The organism is Virgibacillus senegalensis, from assembly GCF_000821245.2.
Classification (GTDB): Bacteria; Bacillota; Bacilli; order Bacillales; family Amphibacillaceae; genus Sediminibacillus; species Sediminibacillus senegalensis.
Genome location: NZ_LN611423.1, coordinates 331,425 through 351,981, shown reverse-complemented (window position 1 = coordinate 351,981; position 20,557 = coordinate 331,425). Strand labels below are relative to the sequence as shown.

Here is a 20,557-nt window from a genome sequence, read left to right as displayed (position 1 = left end):
AGTTATGGAATAAAGGGATTTTGTATTGTTAGTCCCATCAACGAAGAGGAATTTTAAAGGAATGATTTAATTTGATAAATATCCAACATGTTTATCAGGAAATAGCCCATATAACGTCTGAAGAAAATATAATGCTGGATGAATTACTGAAAAACCACACGTACACCCGGCTTGGCGGAAAAGCGGATATTCTGGTTACGCCGGAAACATTTTCCGAGGTTCAGCAGCTTGTCAAGCTGGCCAAACGGAACAATATTCCATTCACCCTTCTGGGGAATGGCTCTAACATGATTGTGAAGGATGGCGGGATTCGCGGAATCGTGATGAGCCAGAAACGCTTTCAGGAAATCAGGGTGGACGATCAGACCATTTATGCCCAGAGCGGGGCTGCCATCATCGAGGTATCGCGCCGTGCATTAAAGGAGCAATTGACTGGTTTGGAATTTGCTTGCGGGATTCCCGGAACAGTAGGAGGCGCTTTGTTTATGAATGCAGGCGCTTACGGCGGGGAAATCAAGGATGTTTTGGAAAAAGCGGTTGTCGTCAATCCAGAGGGAGAATTATTGACGCTTGCGGCTGAAGATCTCGATCTTGAATACCGCACTAGCAACATACCTGATAAAGGATATATCGTGTTAGAAGCCCAGTTCAAGCTTGAACCGGGTAATTATCAAGAAATTAAAGCGGTGATGGACGATCTGACGTATAAAAGGGAATCCAAGCAACCTCTCGAATATCCTTCGTGCGGCAGTGTTTTCAAACGCCCGCCAGGCTATTTTGCCGGCAAGTTGATCCAGGACAGTGAGCTGCAAGGCAAAGGAGTGGGAGGCGCTGAAGTTTCGACGAAGCATGCAGGATTTATCGTCAACAAAAACAATGCGACGGCGACCGAATATATTTCGGTGATCGAACTGGTACAAAAAACAGTGAAAGAAAAATTCGGGGTATTTCTGGAAAGAGAAGTGAAAATTATCGGGGAAGATGCCGATGCAGAAACCGTACAATCAATAAAGAAAAATTGAAGTCAAGACAGCAGAACCCATTCATGGAACCTGCTGTCTTTTTGTTTGTCTTAAAGGCAGGAAGGGAAGAGACCTTCTATTTTAAGAGCTTTGTTCGGATATTTTTGGATAAGCTTTGTCGGATGCAATTTTTTTTGAATCATGCTATGATGACCTTAACTTAATAAAAAATTCCTTTGGGGCAGGGTGTAATTCCCGACCGACGGTGATGGACATTGTTTGTCCTCAGTCCGTGACCCGCTTGCGCAAGCAGCGGTGGATTTGGTGAGATTCCAAAGCCGACAGTTAAAGTCTGGATGGGAAAAGGAAGTGAATAAGCACTGTTGTGACGTGTGTTTAAGGTGCGGAAGGAAGCTGCGGGGCATAAGCATGCCGCTGCATTTCTTTGCCGTATTCTTTGGGACCGTCTCAGCTTCCCGTTATTGAATGATAAGCCCCGGCAACCACCGGGGCTTTTTTGTATCTTCAGGCAGTAAAAAGTTTAACTGAAAAGTGTTAAGTAATTTTGAGCTAGAATGCAAACGAAGAAAATCGCCAATATAAAATTAAAACCGTGGCAAAGGAATTGCAGGCCTCAGGAAACGAGAGGGTGAAAGATTTGGCATCGAATGAAACGTATATGGATACAGCATTGGCGTTGGCAGAAGTAACTCTCGGCCAAACCAGCCCGAATCCTTCTGTCGGTGCTGTAGTCGTGAAGGACGGTAGAGTTATCGGGATGGGGAGCCACTTACAGGCAGGTAGTGGCCATGCCGAGGTCCATGCTTTGAGACAAGCTGGGGAAGCGGCAGCGGGGGCAGTCATGTACGTGACCCTGGAACCGTGCTCCCATCATGGCAGAACACCGCCGTGTGCAGATTTAATCATCGAACATCAATTAGCGAAGGTTTATATTGCTTGTTTGGATCCTAATCCGGAAGTGGCCGGTCGTGGAGCAGAGAAACTGCGCCAGGCAGGAATCGAGGTCGAGGTTGGCTTAAGAGAGGAAAGGGCTATCCACCTGAATCGCCGGTTCTTCAAGCAAATCAGGGAGAAGCTTCCATTTGTTACCTTGAAAGCGGCAATGACCCTTGATGGAAAAACTGCTACAAGTACCGGGGACAGCCGCTGGATAACATCGGAAGAAGCACGAGAGGACGTTCATCGGCAGCGTGATCTTCACGATGCTGTACTTGTCGGAATTGGAACGGTCTTGGCTGATGACCCACATTTGACAGTCAGACTGCCAGAAGGCGGTAAACAGCCGGTTCGGATCGTGCTGGACAATGATTTGCGCATCCTTGCCGACAGCAATCTACTAACTAGCCCGGAAGCGCCCACCTGGATCATATGCGGATCAACTGCGGATACAAAGCAGTCCAAGCTGGCAAAACCACACGTGAAAGTTTGGCAGCTGGATACCGAGAAAATAGAACTCATCTCCGTATTAACATTACTGGGTGAGCAACGGATTCAGTCGGTCTATGTGGAAGGTGGAAGCACCCTTCATGGATCTTTTGTAAAAGCTGGACTGTTCGACGAGTGCCATTGGTATATAGCGCCGCTTCTGCTTAGTGGAAGTGATGCTTTTCCAGCGGTTGGCGGCATTTCGCCGGAGCGAATGGGACAAGCAAAGCAGCTTGACTTTACATCAGTCGAACGGATCGGCAGCGATCTCAAGATCATTGCCACACCGAAAAAGGAGGCGGAGTAATTGTTTACCGGCATTGTGGAAGAAAAGGGAAAAGTTACATCAATCCAGCGTAAGCGGGAGTCGCTGACCATGAGTATAGCGGCTGTCACGGTAACAGAAGACGTAAGTATTGGTGACAGTATTTCCGTAAACGGAGTATGTCTGACGGTAACGTCTTATCAAGAGGATGGCTTTACAGTAGATGTCATCCCCGAAACATTCCGCACCTCCTCTTTGTCCGGAGTGACCACTGGATCCTATGTGAATCTGGAGCGGGCAATGCGAGCCCGTGATCGGTTTGGAGGCCATTTTGTCTCCGGCCATGTGGATGCTGTCGGGACAATCGTGAAACAGTGGCGAGAGGCAAATGCCTTATATATAACCATTGAAGTCCCGGAAGAAGGTCTTCCTTACCTTTCGGAAAAGGGCTCGATTTCAGTGGACGGCACTTCTTTGACCGTATTCGCCGTGCATGCTTCCGGTTTTACGATATCTTTGATTCCTGAAACCCAACGGGCGACGATTCTCGCTGAAAAACAGACAGGAGAAACCGTGAACATTGAATACGATGTACTCGCAAAGTATATCGATCGCCTGTTGACGGCAAAATATCAGCCCGCTGCAGGATCTTCCGCGAATATCACGACGGAAAAATTAGAGCAATTTGGTTTTTTAGATTAGGAGGACTAGCTATGTTCCAAACAATAAAACAAGCACTAGAAGACTTGCAGGCTGGAAAAATGATCATTGTGGTAGACGATGAAGACCGGGAAAATGAGGGCGACCTCGTTATGCTTGCCGAGCATGCCACCCCCGAGTCCATCAATTTCATGGCTAAGGAAGGCAGAGGGCTTATCTGCACTCCCATGGACAAAGAGCTGGCCGACAAACTGCACCTGCCGGCTATGGTCGAAGAAAACAGTGATAACTTTGGTACGGCGTTTACCATCAGTGTCGACCACGAGGAAACCGATACTGGAATAAGTGCTTACGATCGCGCATTGACCATTCAAAAATTGATCGATGAGGAAACAGAGGCTGCTTCCTTTAAACGTCCGGGCCACGTATTCCCATTGGTGGCAAAACGGGCAGGGGTCCTGGAACGTCCCGGTCATACAGAGGCAGCGGTCGATCTGGCCAGGCTTGCCGGTTCGAAACCTGCAGGTGTTATCTGCGAAATCATGAACCCCGATGGCACCATGGCAAGGCTGACGGAGCTGGAGGAGATGGCAGCACAATTTGACTTATCCCTGATATCGATAAAAGACTTAATTACCTACCGCAAAGTAAATGATGTATTGATCAACAAAGAAATAACGATCAATCTACCGACAGCCTATGGGGAATTTAAATTGGCTGCTTTTACGGAAAAGTTTACCGGCAAAGAGCATCTTGCCTTGTATAAAGGGGAGATTCAACCGGACGAGCCGGTTCTTGTTCGCATCCACTCAGAATGCTTAACCGGTGATGTTTTTGGTTCCCAACGCTGCGATTGCGGCCCGCAGCTTGAACGGGCCTTGCAACAAATCGAGGAAGCAGGAAAAGGCGTCTTGATTTATATGCGTCAGGAAGGCAGAGGCATAGGCTTGCTGAATAAGTTGAAAGCATACAAGCTGCAGGAACAAGGTTTTGATACTGTCGAAGCAAACCATCAGCTTGGCTTTCCGGCAGACCTGCGCGACTATGCAGTAAGCGCACAAATGTTAAAGGATCTTGGAGTCCGAAAGCTTCGGCTCTTGACCAATAACCCAAGAAAAATTTCCGGGTTGAACGATTATGGCTTGGAAGTGACAGAGAGAGAAGCCATTCAAATAGAATCAAATAAGAACAACGAAAAATACTTGCAAACGAAAAAAGCGAAGCTGGATCATTTATTTAATTTTCACAGTAGCAACTGATCTTAAGGAGGATATAATAATGACAAACATTTATGAAGGAAACCTGGTAGGTACAGACTTAAAGATTGGAATCGTAGTTGGAAGGTTCAACGAATTCATCACGAACAAATTATTAAGCGGTGCACAGGATGCATTGAGAAGACATGGAGTACTGGAAGAAAATGTATCGATCGCTTGGGTTCCAGGCGCTTTTGAAATTCCCCTTGTTACGAAAAAAATGGCTGCATCTAAGAAATACGATGCGGTTATCGCGTTAGGTACAGTGATTAGAGGTTCCACGCCACACTTTGATTATGTAAGCAGTGAAGTATCAAAAGGAGTGGCGAATGTATCCATGCAGGAAGATTTGCCAGTCATATTTGGCGTGCTTACGACCGACACCATCGAACAAGCAATCGAAAGAGCCGGAACCAAAGCCGGCAACAAAGGGGCAGAAGCTGCCGTTTCAGCCATTGAAATGGCCAACCTGTTAAAAAACCTTTCCTAATTCCCAATAATGACCGAATGCCGTGCATCCAGACCTTGAAGGATGCACGGTTTTTATGTCTTTTCATTATGCGATAGAAGAGTAAGTTGGAAAAGCATTTTCCATATCAGCCAAGAAAAGGAAATGTACTTCAATTTATGATAAGGTAACCATATAGAGGAGGGGTTCCATGATCACGTATGAAATAGTTGATAGTGATGTGAGCAAGGTAAAGCCTATGGATGAAGAGCTTTTGTGCGAGGAAATCGAAGAATTGATCGAGCACTTCGCTTTGACCATTACCCAAAGAACCACCTTAAGTACGAAGAAAGGTTGTTACCATTGGCACACGAAGAAGGGCAGACAGAAAGGAGTTCTGGAAGTCACCTATTGGCCAAAGCACGGCAGGATTTCACTGGAAATAGCGGATAATCGTAAGGCAGAGTGGAATCTAAAACTTATCCCTGAAATGGCCGAACAGGTTGCCGAGAGATATGGCGGTCAGGTAGTGGTTTAGTATAAAAAAGCGCTAGATTGACAAATAATAAGGCCTGCTATAGAATGGAAACCAGAAAAACTAAATGAGTTTCCGTGATTTACTCAGTGGAAATGGCTTAGAAGGGGACCTATTGTGAAAGAGAGAATTATCAAGCAGGTTGTCGAGGAAATACAGAAAAGCGGGATGCGTTTCACGGTTGATGATATCACCAATCAACTTGGGATTAGTAAAAAAACCGTTTATGAACATTTTTCCTCGAAAGAAGAGATTGTCCAAACCATTGTAGACAATATTTTAGAAGAGACAGATCAGAAGACGAATCAATTGCTAGCAGATGATGCTATTCCATTCATCGATAAAATCAAGCAGCTCATGCAAGTGCTTCCTGAATATCACCAAATCTACGATCGGCCGGTACTGGATGAAATGAAACGGTATTATCCCGATTTATGGGTGAAGATTGACGAAGCACTCCAAGAAGACTGGGAGGATTTGCAGCAATTGATTGAACAGGGGATGGAAACAGGAGAAATCTCTTCTGACTATTCCGTTTCCGTTATTATGAAAGTATTGGTTGAAGCAATCAATACGACATTAGACCAGCATTTCTTTAATAAAAATAATATTACCGTGGCAGAGGCTTTGTCCCAAATAGTCGATATTTTACTTTACGGACTGATTCCGGAGAATAAAAGATAGGTGCTTTTATTCTTTCCTTTTTGGCTGAGTAAACGATAGAAACGTTTTGAGTTTCCGTGTTTTTTTAGGAAGATACCATCATCTAGTAGGCAGGAGGTATGCAGGATGGCATATTTACTATTGGCAGGAGCGATTATCAGCGAAATAATCGGTAGTTCCATGCTTAAAATGTCAGCAGGATTTACGAAGGTAATCCCTGCTGTAACGGCAATCGCGAGCTATGGTGCATCGTTTTACTTTCTGGCATTGGCATTGAAAAGCCTGCCGATGGGGCTTACGTATGCTATGTGGGCAGGCATCGGTACGGTTATGACGGTGATGATTGGCATTATTTTTTGGAAAGAACAGTTTTCCGTTCAAACGCTGGTTGGGGTGACTGCGATTGTAATCGGCGTCGTTGTATTGAATATACCACACGGAGCCTGATTTTCGGCTTCCCAAACGGGGACAACTTGACAAGGGGCCGGTAAATCCATATAGTATTTATACATTTGAATTTGTAAAAAAAGCGATGACGAGGATTAGTACTGAGATAAGCGGTTTTCAGAGAGGAAATGGTTGGTGAGAATTTCCATGCGGCTGTCCAGGAACCTGCCTCCGAGCCCGGTATCGATAAAGATACAAGCGGAGACATCCGTTATCAAAAAGAGTGCGCAGGGTAGCCTGCGAACAAGGGTGGTACCACCAAACCTCGGTCCCTTTTACAGGGATCGGGGTTTTTTGTATTTTATTTGGGATTAGGGTTGGGATATACCTTTCTGTTTTTGATTTTGATCAATGAAAGCAGAAGATAGTCAGACGGGTTTATTTATGTAAGGACAAATATAAAATGATGAATAGAAAAGGTGGTTGCATATGGCCAAGAAAAATAAGCAATTTGTTGAAAAAGTCACCGCAATGGAAGAGGATTTTGCACAATGGTACACCGACGTCGTAAAACAGGCTGATCTAGTCGATTATGGTCCAGTCAGAGGTTCGATGATCATCCGACCAGAGGGTTATGCGATTTGGGAAAATATTCGGGATATCCTCGATGCAAAAATTAAAGAAACGGGACACGAAAACATGTATTTTCCTTTATTTATTCCAGAAAGCATGCTGCAGAAGGAAAAAGACCACATTGAGGGATTTGCGCCGGAGGTAGCCTGGGTAACGCATGGCGGGGATGAAGAATTACAGGAACGGCTGGTTGTCCGTCCGACCTCTGAGGTGCTTTTTGCTGAGCATTATTCGAAAATTATTCATTCCTACCGGGATCTTCCCAAGCTGTACAATCAATGGAGCAACGTAGTCCGTTGGGAGAAAACCACCAGGCCATTCTTACGTTCGCTAGAATTCCTTTGGCAGGAAGGGCACACCTGTCATGCATCACATGAGGATGCGGCCAAGGAAACAAGGCAAATGCTTGATGTATATGCCAGTGTATTTGAGGACTATATGGCAATTCCGGTCTTGAAAGGGAAGAAAACAGAAAAAGAAAAATTTGCAGGGGCAGCTTATACATTGACGATCGAAAGCCTTATGCATGATGGAAAAGCGCTGCAGGCTGGTACCTCCCACCATTTAGGAACCGGATTTGCCGAAGCATTCGATATTCGGTATACCGATGAAGCAGGTGAATTGCAGCCTGTTCATCAAACCTCATGGGGGTTCACAACTAGATCTATCGGAGCGATGATCATGGTTCACGGTGATAACAGAGGTTTGGTAGTACCACCGCGGATTGCTTCCAAACAAGTGATGATCGTACCAATCGCTCAACATAAAGAAGGGGTGCTCGATAAAGCTTATCAATTGAAAGAACAGCTTAGCGGAATCGCCAGGGTCGATATCGATGCCAGTGATAAAATGCCTGGCTGGAAGTTTAATGAATACGAAATGAAGGGTGTTCCAATCCGCTTGGAAATCGGACCGAAAGACATCGAAAAAGGGCAAGCCGTACTGGTTCGCAGAGATACCGGAGAAAAACAGTTTACGCCAATCGATGAGCTTGAAGTCGTGATTCCGGAACTGCTCGAGGATATTCACCAAAGCTTGTTTGAGAAAGCTAAGCAGCATCGGGAAGAGAAAACGAGCATTGCCAAAAACATGGAAGAGTTCAAACAGAACCTTGACCAAAACCCAGGCTTTATCAAAGCGATGTGGTGCGGAGACCAGCAATGCGAGGATCAGATAAAAGAAGAAACCACCGCCACCTCCCGCTGTATCCCATTTGAACAAGAAAAAGTCGCTGACACCTGCGTATGCTGCCAAAAACCAGCAAAAGAACTAGTCTACTGGGCCAAAGCATATTGATAGATAGAAAAGCGGAGGACACCCGAGAGCAACGTACGGAACTGCGCCCCCGCAAAGGGGGTGGTTCGACATTGCCGCGCAAAGCGGCGGTTTTCGTTCGAACTTCCGCTGTTTCGCAGGAGATAAAGGAAACACGGAGCGAAGCCACCACGTTAAATGTTGATTGATTAGAAAAAGGTTTGTCATCCTCCCTGTGAAGGGAACAGTTAAGTAAGATTTCTAACAAAGAGGAGGATGGTTGTGATGGACAAGTCAGAACGTGAACGGGGTAGTTTGCTCCCGGACCAGAAAGAAGAAATAAAGTTCAAGGAGTCGAAGAAAAAACAGGACGAACGCGATACGTTTGCCGAACCGCAGGAAGACTTTCCAGTCGATTTAGTTGAAAAAGATGAAAAAGCGGACAGAAAGAAAACGACTTCCTATAAAGATATTGAAACCGAAGAAGAAAAAGAAAAGGATCAATAATTCAAAAGCTGCGATTACTCCCTCAGGGGGGGATCGCAGCTTTTTTAGGAAGTGAGAAGCTGTTGGATATCAGATTCGATGCTTTCCGGTTTGGTCGATGGGGCATACCGTTTGATGACATTCCCATTTTTATCGATTAAAAACTTGGTGAAGTTCCATTTGATCTGTCCGGAAAGGACGCCGGGGGCTTGCTCACTTAGATAGGTAAATAGCGGATGGGCGTTTTTTCCTTTGACATCAAGCTTGCTGAACATCGGGAAGGTGACCCCATAATTCATCTGGCAAAAGTCCTGGATGGCTTTCTCGTCTCCGGGTTCTTGATTCATGAATTGGTTGCTTGGAAATCCCAATATGACAAACCCTTGGTTCCGATAGGTATCATACAACTGCTGCAGCCCTTGATACTGAGGAGTGAAGCCGCACTTACTTGCAGTATTGACAATCAGCATTGCTTGTCCCTTGTAATGCTCCAGTGAGATGTCTTCGCCAGTAATCGAAGTGGCAGAAAAATCATATATATTCATCCGTAGACGCCTCCTTTATTGTAGGATAGCATAAACCTTTGCCAATCTGATAAGGAATGCTCAATATGTAAAAAGAAAACCGGGTTCATGAGGAACATAGGGAGTAAATAACGGACTTGTCCATGTTCCGACAATTTATCGCCTTTTAGCATACAAAAAAGACGGCCGAAAAGGCCGTCTTAAAAAATCTATTATTGATGGGCTACTCCATCTTCACGTTCGATTCTTTCCAGTCTTGCTTGGATTTCCTCTTCGGATAAATTGTGCTCTTCTACATACATATTTCGTGGAGATACACGGCATTCGTGTGTACATCCGCGCATGTACTTGTGTTCATTTTCTTCCGAGCAAAGGAACTGGCGGTTACATTCAGGGTTTGCACAGTTTACATAGCGTTCGCATGGCTGACCGTCAAAGAAATCTTTTCCTACCACTACATGTTCTTTGCGGTTGACTGGTACGGAAATTCGTTCGTCAAATACGTAAAGCTGACCGTCCCATAGCTCGCCTTGTACTTCCGGATCTTTACCATAGGTAACGATTCCGCCGTGCAATTGGCCGACATCCTCAAAGCCTTCTTTTACCAGCCATCCGGAGAATTTTTCACAACGGATACCGCCGGTACAGTAGGTAAGGACTTTTTTGCCTTCCAACTTGTCTTTATTTTCTTTCACCCATTCAGGTAGTTCCCGGAATGTTTCAATATCGGGACGGATAGCGCCGCGGAAATGACCGAGGTCATACTCATAATCATTCCGTGCATCCAATACCACCGTATTTTCATCTCGCATCGCTTCATAAAACTCTTGCGGGCTCAAATATTGACCGGTTGTTTCATTCGGGTTAATGTCATCCTCCAGGCGAAGGGTAACAAGCTCCGGACGCGGACGCACATGCATTTTTTTGAACGCGTGGCCGTCAGATTCATCCACTTTGAAGACCATGTCGGCAAAACGTGGATCAGCGTGCATATCGTCCATATATTTATTGGTTTGTTCCACTGTTCCAGAGACCGTGCCGTTAATACCTTCTTCGGCTACCAAAATACGACCTTTCAATCCAAGTTCTTTACAATACTTGAGATGTTCGGCTGCGTAAGTCTCAGGATCATCGATTGTCACGTAGTTATAATACAACAATACTTGGTACTTTTCTTGATTTTCCATTTTGTTACCACCTATCAATTCATATTTGCAAGATATAAATGTTTAAGGTGAATTATTCGTTTATACTCTTGCCAGACGTAATTCTATCACGGATTAACCTCTAAACTCAACCCACTGTTGCTGGTAATAATTGATTTGCAACCAGATTTATCCTAAAAACTGACTTTTGGTTGGATATCGTGATCTAATTGCATACTGGAAATCGATTCCTGGAGACGACTTTAATTATTTATCGGCTGGAGGTGAACTGGTGGCAGCAAAGAAGGGGGTACCTAAGTGTTGTAGACACAAAAAAGGTAAGGGTATTTTTTCCCCTTACCTTGTTATAAGTTTAAACATTACCAAGAGTTTTAGTCTTTAAAGATACATTTTTTACAAATAACCTTTACTTTGTGCTTTTTGTGTTTCTTGTGTTTCTTGTGCTTTTGGTATCCCATACTTATCACCACCTTTTTACGGATAGTACATCTTATGTGGGATGAAGAATTTCGAAATGGACAAGCGTGGATAATTGAACCCATTTTTATATGTATGAATGTACAATTTGAAATTTATGATGAGTGAACCAGGAGAACAAAAGAAACCTGGAAGTGGTAGCAACAAGTGACTATCACAAAAGGACTCCTTACTATCTTCTCAAAACTATTGAATGATTATGGAAATTGAAATGTACATTAGTTCAGAAATTGATTTTGCTTTATCAGATTTTATTGAATAACAAGGGTTATTACCATTAAATTCACAACATCTTCCGTTTAGAATGGTCACTTGCAGGTAAAATGTAAAAACATTTCACAGCAACTTGTTTTTAAAAGTAATCATTAGGAATCATAGGGTTTAAAAGAAAGGAAAAGTGGAAATGAAAAATAATGAAAATGGGATTTGAATATTTCTTTCCCATTTCTTTCACAATAAAGAGATGTAAGGGAAAAGTGATTTTTGCACCCTGCATTTTTGTAAGAAGGAGGTCTTTCCATGACAGGAAAAGTAAAATGGTTTAACGCCGATAAAGGTTTTGGATTCATCGAGAGAGAAGACGGTGATGATGTATTCGTACACTTCTCTGCTATCCAGACAGAGGGCTTTAAAACGTTGGACGAAGGTCAAGATGTCGAGTTTGACATCGTCGAGGGCGACCGCGGACCGCAAGCAGCTAATGTTCAACCTTTATAATGGACCACACAAAAAAGTGCATCTTCTGATGCACTTTTTTTATGGGCAAGTCTAAGGGAAGAGGCTATAAATCCGGCTACTAACCTGTCCTTTCAGCCTCGCTAATCAGCAAGTTTTCTTTATCGGGCAAACGCGATAAAATAGAAATATGTTTCGTGGAATAAGAAATTCTGTGAAGGCGGAGGAGGACCAATAATGGAGGATAAGACGTTTGATTGGCATCAGGCAGCCGGGAAACAATGGGACGGCCGGGCATCTTTTTGGAATCAAAACAGCAAAGCCATGTGGGATGAAGGCAGCAGAAAGGAAATTATTCCATTTTTTGATCGATATTTGGATGCAGGTGCTTCCGTTTTGGATGTTGGCTGTGGCGATGGTTATGGTTCCTATAAACTGATGCGAGCCGGATACAACGTGATTGGTATGGATTTATCAGTAGAGATGATTGCTAAGGCAGAACAGCTTGTTGACGGCAATCAGTTATCCTTCGTCCAGGGAGACATCGTCCATCTCTCTTTTGCGGACGAACGTTTCGACGGAATTATGGGAATCAATGTTTTGGAATGGGCCGAGAATCCGTTGCATGCATTGCAGGAGTTAGATAGAGTATTAAAAACAGGTGGAAAAGTATGCATCGGTTTGTTGGGTCCCACAGCTGGTCCTCGAAATAACAGTTATCCCCGATTATATGGAGAGAAGGTCATTTGTAATACCATGATGCCGTGGGAGTTAAAAAGACTCGTGGAAGAGGAGATCGGCTGGAAGACCACCGGTGGTAAACCCGTCTATAAAAAGGGTGTATCTGAAAAAGAGGCAACCAGTTTACCGGAAGAATTGCAACAGGCATTGAGCTTTATGTGGCTGTTTTTGTTTCAAAAGGAATGAGGTGACGGAGATGGACAAGAAAGAGATGGAAGAAAAAATAATCGAGCAATATCGCCAGGATGAGAACATGATGATCCTTGTTTTTGCCCAATGGTGTATCAATAACGATCTTCAGCCTGAAGAGCTTTATCGTGAAGCCTATCCAGCTCAGAGCAATAATAAAGAATTGGAAAAGACCTTGGAGTTATTAGTTCCGAAACTGGAATCAGAACATATACCGGACTCCACTGTTTTGAACGTGTTGCAGTTATTCGGAAATGACGATTTGGCTTTTATCGTGAACAGGGAAATCGAAAAGCGGGAAAAACGGGAAAAAGAATAGAAGCAGTCCACCCGCATGAAAGCGGTGGACTGCTTTTTTATTGAGCTCTGAACAATTTAATCAAAGCGTGGGTTCCGTAATCTTCACCGCCTGACTCGGCAAGTTTTTGATACAGAGACAACGAGAGTTCCAATCCAGGGGTAAGCAGTCCCATCTCCTGTGCAGACTCGAGCGCGATCTTCATATCTTTAATAAAGTGTTTGACATAAAAACCCGGATCGTAATCGCCGGCAATCATCCGTGGAGCAAGGTTGCTTAACGACCAGCTTCCTGCCGCTCCTGTAGAGATACTGCTTAACACTCGTTCCGGATTCAGGCCAGCCTTTTCCGCGTAGGTGATCGCCTCACAAACCCCGATCATATTGGAAGCAATCGTAATTTGGTTGCTCATTTTTGTATGCTGACCGGATCCGGCGGGGCCTTGGTGGACGATATTGCTGCCAAGTATCTCCAATATCGGTTTTAATTCTTGGAAAGTATCTTCAGACCCGCCGACCATGATGGCGAGTGTCCCGTTTTTTGCCCCGATGTCCCCACCCGAGACAGGTGCATCCACTGCCTCCATTCCTTTTACAGCCGCCTCTCTGCTGATTCTTTCAGCAAGCTTTGGTTTGGAAGTAGTCATATCGATGACGAAGCTGCCTGCCTTGGCGTGAGCTAAAATCCCGTGGGCACCAAAATAAACTTCTTCTACATCAGACGGGTAGCCGACCATGGTAATGATTACATTTGACTCGGCTGCAAGGTCAGCAGTACTTTCCTTCCAGACGGCCCCGGCTTCTACAAGTTCAGCGGCCTTCGCTTTTGTCCGTGTATATATATTCAATTGATAACCGGCATCAAGCAGGTTGGCAGCCATGCTTTTCCCCATAACGCCGCTACCGATAAAACCAACGACTGTTTCTTTTGTCAGGACCATGAACATCCTTCCTTTCTGTCTTTTATCCTTAACACAATTCGATAAAAAAGCCAAAATTCCTTTTCAAGAAATGCAGATACATCGACAAAAAAATTTAAAATCTGCATTTTCCCGCATGACGACAGGCTTTATCCATGAAGCAATCATAAACCGGCCGATAATTTGGATTGCAAGAAAAAAAGGATTATGATAAAGTTTAATTAACACAATATATTGTTGTTTTATTTTAAAATTAATACTATATATTGATTCTATGCAAGATTAGGTGACACCTTTGTCTTAAAAGGGAATCCGGTGAAAAACCGGAACTGTCCCCGCAACTGTAAGTGTGGACGAACGAGAAGTTCCACTAAACCGATTTGCTTAACGGCGCCGGTTTGGGAAGGGCTCTAGTAGGGAGAAGCACAAGTCAGGAGACCTGCCTTTTCTTGTAGCGTTTCATTTCTTCGGGGACTGGGGAGTGAAAACGATAGGGAAGAAGTGGCTGTTCTCATGCCATTTTGTGGCTGTCGTTTTCAATCCGTCCATGTCTCATGGGCGGTTTTTTAATGCGCTAAAACGTTCTTTTACCGGAGGCAGGGCATACATACAGCAACAGTCATCAGGACAAGCTCTTTCACGGAAAGAATCACTGCGACCTTCCGCCCGATTCTAGTGGATTATAAAGGAGGAGCAAGCAATGATTGAAACAGAAATCAAACGGAACGATTGGAAAAAAGAGATGGCGAAGGGGATAGCCGACCGCTTTCCGGATTTGGATATTCCAGCCTTGTTTAAACACGGCGACAAAGTTTTGGAGCAAAAACCGTGGCTGCCGGATGATGAATGGATCCACCAGCTGATTTTGGAGGCATTGGCTAATCTTGACGAAAATGCCCCGGATTGGACCTATGCAGCAGCTGCATTATATTTGCAGCAGTTGTATCAGGAGGCGGCTGCGAACAGGGGACATGATCCGTCGAGACATTACGGCCCGTTTGTCGATCTTATCCGTCATTTGACCGATATCGGTATTTATGATCGCTTTTTGCTTGAGACGTACAGTGAGCAAGAGATAAAGGAACTCGAACAAGCTATCGATCCAGAGAAAGACAAGCTGTTCACCTACATTGGATTACGGACACTGGCAGACCGCTATATCGCCAAGGATTACCACGGGAAGGTGTATGAGCTGCCTCAGGAACGGTTTATGATTATTTGCATGACCTTGATGAAAAATGAACCGGCAGCTGAACGAATAAATCGGATCAAAGAATCATATTGGGCATTGAGTAACTTATACATGACCGTTGCGACACCAACCCTTTCCAATGCCGGAAAAAGCTACGGCCAACTGTCCAGTTGTTTTATCGATACAGTCGATGATAGTCTGCAGGGCATTTTCGACAGCAATACCGATATTGCCAATCTGTCGAAGAACGGCGGCGGAATCGGGGTTTATCTAGGGAAAATCCGGAGCCGGGGAAGTGCAATCAAAGGCTTTAGCGGTGCTTCCTCCGGTGTTCTCCCATGGATGAAACAGTTGAACAACACGGCGGTAAGTGTCGACCAGCTCGGCCAGCGCAAGGGAGCAATATGTGTCTATCTCGATATTTGGCATAAAGATATTTCGTCTTTTCTGGATGCGAAGTTGAACAATGGAGATGAGCGGTACCGGACCCATGATTTGTTCACAGGTATATGCCTTCCGGATCTCTTTATGGAGCAAGTGGAAAAAAGAGAAAGCTGGTACCTGTTCGATCCGCACGAAGTAAGGGCGGTAATGGGGTATTCACTTGAGGATTATTTTGACGAATCGAGAGGCGAGGGAAGCTTCAGGAAAAAGTATTGGGAATGTGTCAACAATCCACATCTTAGCAAGCAGGAAGTCCCTGCCATTGAATTGATGAAACGAATTTTGAAAAGTCAGCTCGAAACGGGTGGTCCTTTCATGTTTTATCGGGATGAGGTCAACCGCCAAAATCCGAACAGCCACCTGGGCATGATTTATTCGAGTAATCTTTGTACCGAAATCACGCAAAATCAGAGTCCGACTGTGATGGAAGAGCAGCAGACAGTGGACGGAAAAATCGTTATCAATAAACAGCCTGGAGACTTTGTAGTCTGTAATTTGTCATCAGTAAATTTGGGCAAGGCTGTAACCGAAGATGTGCTGGAACGGTTGATTCCCATCCAGGTCAGAATGCTCGATAATGTGATTGATTTGAATACCATTCCGGTTTTACAGGCGCAGCTAACCAATCAAAAATACCGGGCAGTAGGGCTGGGAACGTTTGGATGGCATCATCTCCTGGCCTTGAAAGGTATTCGATGGGAAAGCGAAGAAGCGGTTGCCTACGCAGACGAGTTATATGAAAAGATTGCTTTTCTGACCATCCGGGCAAGTATGGAGCTGGCAAAAGAGAAGGGTGCCTTTGCGGCATTTCCGGGCTCGGACTGGCAAACCGGCAAGTACTTTGAGAATAAGGGTTATACGGCTGATATGGAGTCAAATCATGATTGGTCCTTGTTAAAGGAAGAGGTACAGGTACACGGAATCCGCAACAGCTATTTAATGGCAGTCGCACCGAATTCATCGACTTCCCTTATCGCGGGTAGTACGGCAAGTATTGATCCGATTTTCCAAAAGTTTTATGCCGAGGAGAAAAAGGATTACAAGATCCCGGTTACTGCACCGGACTTGAACGCCGAAACCACGTGGTATTATAAATCGGCTTACTTTATCGACCAGCACTGGAGCATCAGGCAGAACGCAGCAAGACAGAAGCATATTGACCAGAGTGTATCCTTCAACATATACGTTCCCAACACGATTCAGGCCAAAGAATTGCTGAGCCTTCACTTGGACGCCTGGGAATCTGGTCTTAAAACGACTTATTATTTACGTTCGACTTCATCTGAATTGATTGACTGTGAATCATGTTCAAGCTAAAGGGAGGGGAATGACGATGGTTGTATCATTGAATAAACGAAATATCATGGACAAGACAGCGCCGAACAATTCAACCAGCATTATTAATGGAAAAAGCTCCAATATACTGAATTGGGATGATGTACGTTTCGCGTGGGCGTATCCTAAATACAAGAAGATGCTTTCAAATTTTTGGACACCATTCGAAATCAACATGTCTCAGGACATGCGGCAATTTCCGGGATTGTCTGAAGATGAAAAGGATGCTTTTTTGAAAATCATCGGGTTGTTGGCGCTGCTGGATAGTATTCAAACGGATTATGCGGGCAAGGTGGCCGACTATTTGACCGATTCAAGTTTGAATGCATTGATGATTATCCTTGCCCAGCAAGAGGTTATTCATAATCATTCGTATTCGTATGTATTATCCAGCCTTGTGTCCAAACAAGAGCAAGACGAAGTATTCGAGTTTTGGCGGACCGAACCGATCCTGGAAAAGCGTAATGACTTTATCACGGACGGTTATCGGGCTTTCGCCGAGGAACCGACGGTCGATAATCTGCTGAAATCGGTGGTCTTTGATGTGATTTTGGAAGGATTGTTCTTTTATTCGGGTTTTGCCTTTTTCTATCATTTGGCAAGGAACCAGAAGATGGTGGCTACTTCCACGATGATCAATTACATCAATCGTGACGAACAACTGCATGTCGATTTGTTTGTCCGGATTTTCAAAGAAGTACTTGCTGAGCATCCGGAGTACAACACAAAGGAACTGGAAACCTTTGTTTACGATACTTTCAAGCAAGCTGTACAGCTGGAAACGGAATGGGCGCGGCATATAATCGGTAACAAAATTGATGGTATTCTCTTGCAGGATGTGGAAAACTACATCAAATTTTATGGGAATACACGCTGCAAGCAGCTCGGATATGAAAAGCCTTATCCGGAAATAGACAAAAATCCGCTTCGGTGGATTAAAGCGTATGAGGAAGTGGATTTGGGCAAATCAGACTTCTTTGAGCAGAAGTCCCGTCAATATACAAAAGTAAATTACACCGACAATGGGTTTGACGATTTGTAATGCGATCCGAAGGAAAATCCCTGCTGATTCTCAGTAAGGGATTTTCTTTATGTTTTCTTAACCATCAAGCTTTACAAATGTGTTTTTATTGGTGAAAGTATTACTGTACAGTACACATATACTTTGCTGCTTCGCAGCATGCTAAACAAGGGAGGACTTTGATGGACTGGATCAGCAAATCATTCGAAGAGCTGGACACAGAAGAACTTTATACAATTATTCGCACAAGGATCGATGTGTTTGTCGTGGAACAGCACTGTCCATATCCTGAATTGGATGGGCACGATTATCAAGCAGTTCATTTGTTTTGCAAGGATGGGGAAAGCATTGTAGCCTATGCACGACTGCTCCCAAAGGGAACGGTTTATGAATATGCTTCCATCGGGAGAGTGTTGGTACATAAATCATACCGGGGAAGTGGTTATGCCAAGCAGCTCTTGCAAAAAGCCATTTCCCATATTACCGAAGAATGGCAGGAAACAACGATTAAAATCCAGGGACAGGAATACCTGCGCCACTTTTATGCTTCCTTTGGATTCAAAGAAATATCAGAAGTCTACCTTGACGACGGCATTCCCCACGTCGACATGCTGCTCACCACTATACCACAGTAGCGTGGTAGATCGTTGGGGGTCAGTCCCTAATTTCCATAATCTTAATCGGTGGGGGGATTGTTTTCGGATATACTAAGAATGTTCTGCATGGTCTTTCATAGCAGGAGGCGATAATGGTGCTGACGCAACAACAGCTGCAAAAGTGTGAAAAGATGTTGTCTGAACGCAAGAAACACTTGGCCGACCATCTAGAGGATCATTATGGAACACAGTATGAATTGATCAAGGAATCAATGGGAGATTTATCAAATTATGATAACCATCCCGGCGACCATGGATCAGAGCTTTTTGAACGGGAAAAGGATATAGCCCTGAATGATCATGCAGAGCGGGAAATGAAGGATATCAATCATGCCCTGGCTAACATTCAGGCAGGCCGGTATGGCATGTGTGAAGTTTGCGGAAAAGAAATTCCATTTGAACGACTGGAAGCAATGCCGACGACAAGCCGGTGCCTGGAGCATGCCGAAGAAGACATTTCCACTGATCGGCCCGCAGAAGAGGATGTCATCCATCCGAGTGTCAATGAAATGGAGACAGAGGTTGAGGAAGAAGAATCCACCATCTTTGATGCAGAGGATTCCTGGCAGCGGGTCGCCAAATATGGCTCATCCGAAAGCCCGTCCGACTTTTATGACACGGAAAAGGATTACGAGGATATGTTTTTCAACTCCGACGAGCTTGTTAGTGCTACGGAAGAAATCGAAAACTTCCTGACAGCCGATATCCATGGGAATTTCAGCGGCGTAAACCCAGTTCACGAAAAATACGAAGACTACCTCGACGAAAACGAAGTCAACTCCATCCTTTACGACTAGTAGGGCAGAGAAGAGCGAAGAACACCCGGAAGCAACGTAGGAACTGCGCCCCCGCAAAGGGAGTGGTTCGACATTGCCGCGCAAAGCGGCGGATTTCGTTCGAACCTCGCTTTTTCGCCAGAAATAAACGAAACAAACTGAATCAAAAAGGAAAAGCCATTCCTCTTCCCTGGAATGGCTTTTCCTTTTTATTTTTTCCGTGGGATGAGAAAGGCGTTGCTTGCTTTTTGAAATCCTGCTTTCGGATAGTATTCCATGGCTGGGGGCGCGGATAGTAATATCAAAGCGGTCTCTTCGCCGATTGCTTTTTGAATTAGTGCTATCAACTGTCTGCCGATGCCTTGGTGCTGATAATCCTTGTCGACAGCCAAATCGGACAAATAGCAGCAATAACAAAAATCTGTCAGGGCTCTGGCAATGCCAATCAACTTGCCATTGTTTCGTGCGGTAACGAGCAAATCTGCTTGTTCAATCATTTTATCCATACGTTCCAAGTCCTGATAGGGACGGTTGATACCCGAAGAGGCAAACACTCCGGCCAGTTCCTCACGCGAAATCCTTTCCTCGATTGCAACTACGACTTCCATGTACCCTTCCCCCTTGGTTTTATCCTCTTGGTACTAATTTCTTTGATAAACGGATCATATCCTTGCAAATAATCCCGTTTTCTTCAATCGGTTGGTCATAATGGTCCGTGAAAAAGTTATGGATGATCGATTGCAATTGAAAACCGCACTTTTGATAAAGAGCGAGCTGTCCAATGCTCGAATTTCCAGTCCCGATTTCTATTTGGGTAAAACCAAGATTTTCGGACTCGGCGATTGCATGGTCGATCAGCTTTCTTCCGATCCCCTCGTTTTGCCGGTCCGGGTGAACAGCAATGTTGGCAATTTCGGCCGTTCCCGGTGACTTTTCCACCAGTATATAAACGCCGATTATACTATCCTTTTGATTGGCCGTATAACAGCGGCCGCTTTGTAGGTATTGCTCTACCAGCTGTTGGTTTGGATCCGCCAGCAAAAGTAAATCCATCGGTGCTTCCTGATCGTCCGTAATGTGGTTGATTTCCATCATGCTCCCCCCTGCTTCTTCTTATATTGTATCAAAGTTACAGGAAAGTGGATGGTT

Annotated in this window: 22 protein-coding genes, 2 riboswitches and 1 other annotated feature; of the genes, 17 read left to right on the top strand and 5 right to left on the bottom strand. The window is 44.6% G+C overall.

Annotation, left to right across the window (positions count from 1 at the left end):
* Positions 1–71 precede the first annotated feature (71 nt).
* From murB to BN1067_RS03140, 10 genes are all read left to right on the top strand, one after another.
* Positions 72–1,022: a UDP-N-acetylmuramate dehydrogenase gene (gene murB / locus BN1067_RS03185; protein WP_234400608.1), complete on the top strand. Its 951-nt coding sequence runs from the start codon at positions 72–74 to the stop codon at positions 1,020–1,022.
* A gap of 168 nt (positions 1,023–1,190) precedes the next feature.
* A riboswitch (FMN riboswitch) is annotated at positions 1,191–1,334 on the top strand.
* A 277-nt stretch (positions 1,335–1,611) separates the two neighbouring features.
* Positions 1,612–2,715 (top strand): bifunctional diaminohydroxyphosphoribosylaminopyrimidine deaminase/5-amino-6-(5-phosphoribosylamino)uracil reductase RibD, encoded by a 1,104-nt coding sequence (gene ribD, locus BN1067_RS03180; RefSeq protein WP_324777789.1) that lies wholly within the window; start codon positions 1,612–1,614, stop codon positions 2,713–2,715.
* Positions 2,716–3,375, top strand: coding sequence for a riboflavin synthase (locus BN1067_RS03175; RefSeq protein ID WP_053217462.1), 660 nt, complete (start codon positions 2,716–2,718; stop codon positions 3,373–3,375).
* Positions 3,376–3,386: 11 nt separating this feature from the next.
* Positions 3,387–4,592: a bifunctional 3,4-dihydroxy-2-butanone-4-phosphate synthase/GTP cyclohydrolase II gene (locus BN1067_RS03170; protein ID WP_053217461.1), complete on the top strand. Its 1,206-nt coding sequence runs from the start codon at positions 3,387–3,389 to the stop codon at positions 4,590–4,592.
* 19 nt (positions 4,593–4,611) lie between these two features.
* On the top strand, positions 4,612–5,079 hold the full coding sequence (gene ribH / locus BN1067_RS03165; protein WP_053217460.1) for a 6,7-dimethyl-8-ribityllumazine synthase: 468 nt from the start codon (positions 4,612–4,614) through the stop codon (positions 5,077–5,079).
* A gap of 169 nt (positions 5,080–5,248) precedes the next feature.
* Complete coding sequence (locus tag BN1067_RS03160) at positions 5,249–5,575, top strand: hypothetical protein (RefSeq protein WP_053217459.1); 327 nt, start codon at positions 5,249–5,251, stop codon at positions 5,573–5,575.
* 114 nt (positions 5,576–5,689) lie between these two features.
* Positions 5,690–6,256 carry a TetR/AcrR family transcriptional regulator gene (locus BN1067_RS03155; RefSeq protein ID WP_110943279.1) on the top strand — a complete coding sequence of 189 codons (567 nt, stop codon included), beginning with the start codon at positions 5,690–5,692 and terminating at the stop codon, positions 6,254–6,256.
* A gap of 105 nt (positions 6,257–6,361) precedes the next feature.
* On the top strand, positions 6,362–6,682 hold the full coding sequence (locus BN1067_RS03150) for a DMT family transporter (RefSeq protein ID WP_053217458.1): 321 nt from the start codon (positions 6,362–6,364) through the stop codon (positions 6,680–6,682).
* A gap of 76 nt (positions 6,683–6,758) precedes the next feature.
* Positions 6,759–6,959 (top strand) — a binding site (T-box leader).
* A gap of 152 nt (positions 6,960–7,111) precedes the next feature.
* Positions 7,112–8,551: a proline--tRNA ligase gene (gene proS / locus BN1067_RS03145; RefSeq protein WP_053217457.1), complete on the top strand. Its 1,440-nt coding sequence runs from the start codon at positions 7,112–7,114 to the stop codon at positions 8,549–8,551.
* 243 nt (positions 8,552–8,794) lie between these two features.
* Positions 8,795–9,016 carry a hypothetical protein gene (locus tag BN1067_RS03140; protein WP_053217456.1) on the top strand — a complete coding sequence of 74 codons (222 nt, stop codon included), beginning with the start codon at positions 8,795–8,797 and terminating at the stop codon, positions 9,014–9,016.
* A gap of 44 nt (positions 9,017–9,060) precedes the next feature.
* Here the strand turns inward: BN1067_RS03140 and BN1067_RS03135 are convergent, their stop codons facing one another.
* Together BN1067_RS03135 and trhO are read right to left on the bottom strand one after the other, a co-directional pair.
* On the bottom strand, positions 9,061–9,540 hold the full coding sequence (locus BN1067_RS03135) for a glutathione peroxidase (protein ID WP_053217455.1): 480 nt from the start codon (positions 9,538–9,540) through the stop codon (positions 9,061–9,063).
* 191 nt (positions 9,541–9,731) lie between these two features.
* The gene (gene trhO, locus BN1067_RS03130; RefSeq protein WP_053217454.1) at positions 9,732–10,706 is read right to left on the bottom strand and encodes an oxygen-dependent tRNA uridine(34) hydroxylase TrhO; all 975 of its coding nucleotides are present in this window, start codon (positions 10,704–10,706) and stop codon (positions 9,732–9,734) included.
* A gap of 975 nt (positions 10,707–11,681) precedes the next feature.
* Here trhO and BN1067_RS03125 point away from each other — a divergent pair.
* From BN1067_RS03125 to BN1067_RS03115, 3 genes are all read left to right on the top strand, one after another.
* Positions 11,682–11,879, top strand: a complete 198-nt coding sequence (locus BN1067_RS03125; RefSeq protein WP_053217453.1) for a cold shock domain-containing protein — start codon at positions 11,682–11,684, stop codon at positions 11,877–11,879.
* Positions 11,880–12,074: 195 nt separating this feature from the next.
* Positions 12,075–12,764, top strand: coding sequence for a class I SAM-dependent methyltransferase (locus BN1067_RS03120; RefSeq protein ID WP_053217452.1), 690 nt, complete (start codon positions 12,075–12,077; stop codon positions 12,762–12,764).
* A gap of 10 nt (positions 12,765–12,774) precedes the next feature.
* Positions 12,775–13,086, top strand: a complete 312-nt coding sequence (locus BN1067_RS03115; RefSeq protein WP_053217451.1) for a hypothetical protein — start codon at positions 12,775–12,777, stop codon at positions 13,084–13,086.
* Positions 13,087–13,123: 37 nt separating this feature from the next.
* Here the strand turns inward: BN1067_RS03115 and BN1067_RS03110 are convergent, their stop codons facing one another.
* Positions 13,124–14,005 carry an NAD(P)-dependent oxidoreductase gene (locus tag BN1067_RS03110; protein ID WP_053217450.1) on the bottom strand — a complete coding sequence of 294 codons (882 nt, stop codon included), beginning with the start codon at positions 14,003–14,005 and terminating at the stop codon, positions 13,124–13,126.
* 246 nt (positions 14,006–14,251) lie between these two features.
* Positions 14,252–14,445: riboswitch (cobalamin riboswitch) on the top strand.
* A 239-nt stretch (positions 14,446–14,684) separates the two neighbouring features.
* Between BN1067_RS03110 and BN1067_RS03100 the strand changes: the two genes are divergently transcribed.
* The 4 genes from BN1067_RS03100 to BN1067_RS03085 all read left to right on the top strand — a co-directional run bounded on the left by BN1067_RS03100 (position 14,685) and on the right by BN1067_RS03085 (position 19,429).
* A complete protein-coding gene (locus tag BN1067_RS03100) occupies positions 14,685–16,937 on the top strand; it encodes a ribonucleoside-diphosphate reductase subunit alpha (protein WP_053217448.1) in 2,253 nt (750 codons plus the stop codon).
* Between the two features lie 16 nt (positions 16,938–16,953).
* Positions 16,954–17,997, top strand: a complete 1,044-nt coding sequence (locus BN1067_RS03095; RefSeq protein WP_053217447.1) for a ribonucleotide-diphosphate reductase subunit beta — start codon at positions 16,954–16,956, stop codon at positions 17,995–17,997.
* A gap of 161 nt (positions 17,998–18,158) precedes the next feature.
* Positions 18,159–18,611 (top strand): GNAT family N-acetyltransferase, encoded by a 453-nt coding sequence (locus BN1067_RS03090; protein WP_053217446.1) that lies wholly within the window; start codon positions 18,159–18,161, stop codon positions 18,609–18,611.
* A gap of 113 nt (positions 18,612–18,724) precedes the next feature.
* The gene (locus BN1067_RS03085; RefSeq protein WP_324777788.1) at positions 18,725–19,429 is read left to right on the top strand and encodes a TraR/DksA C4-type zinc finger protein; all 705 of its coding nucleotides are present in this window, start codon (positions 18,725–18,727) and stop codon (positions 19,427–19,429) included.
* Positions 19,430–19,617: 188 nt separating this feature from the next.
* Here the strand turns inward: BN1067_RS03085 and BN1067_RS03080 are convergent, their stop codons facing one another.
* Both BN1067_RS03080 and BN1067_RS03075 read right to left on the bottom strand, forming a co-directional pair.
* Positions 19,618–20,016, bottom strand: coding sequence for a GNAT family N-acetyltransferase (locus BN1067_RS03080; protein ID WP_053217445.1), 399 nt, complete (start codon positions 20,014–20,016; stop codon positions 19,618–19,620).
* A 19-nt stretch (positions 20,017–20,035) separates the two neighbouring features.
* On the bottom strand, positions 20,036–20,500 hold the full coding sequence (locus BN1067_RS03075; protein ID WP_053217444.1) for a GNAT family N-acetyltransferase: 465 nt from the start codon (positions 20,498–20,500) through the stop codon (positions 20,036–20,038).
* Positions 20,501–20,557 lie beyond the last annotated feature (57 nt).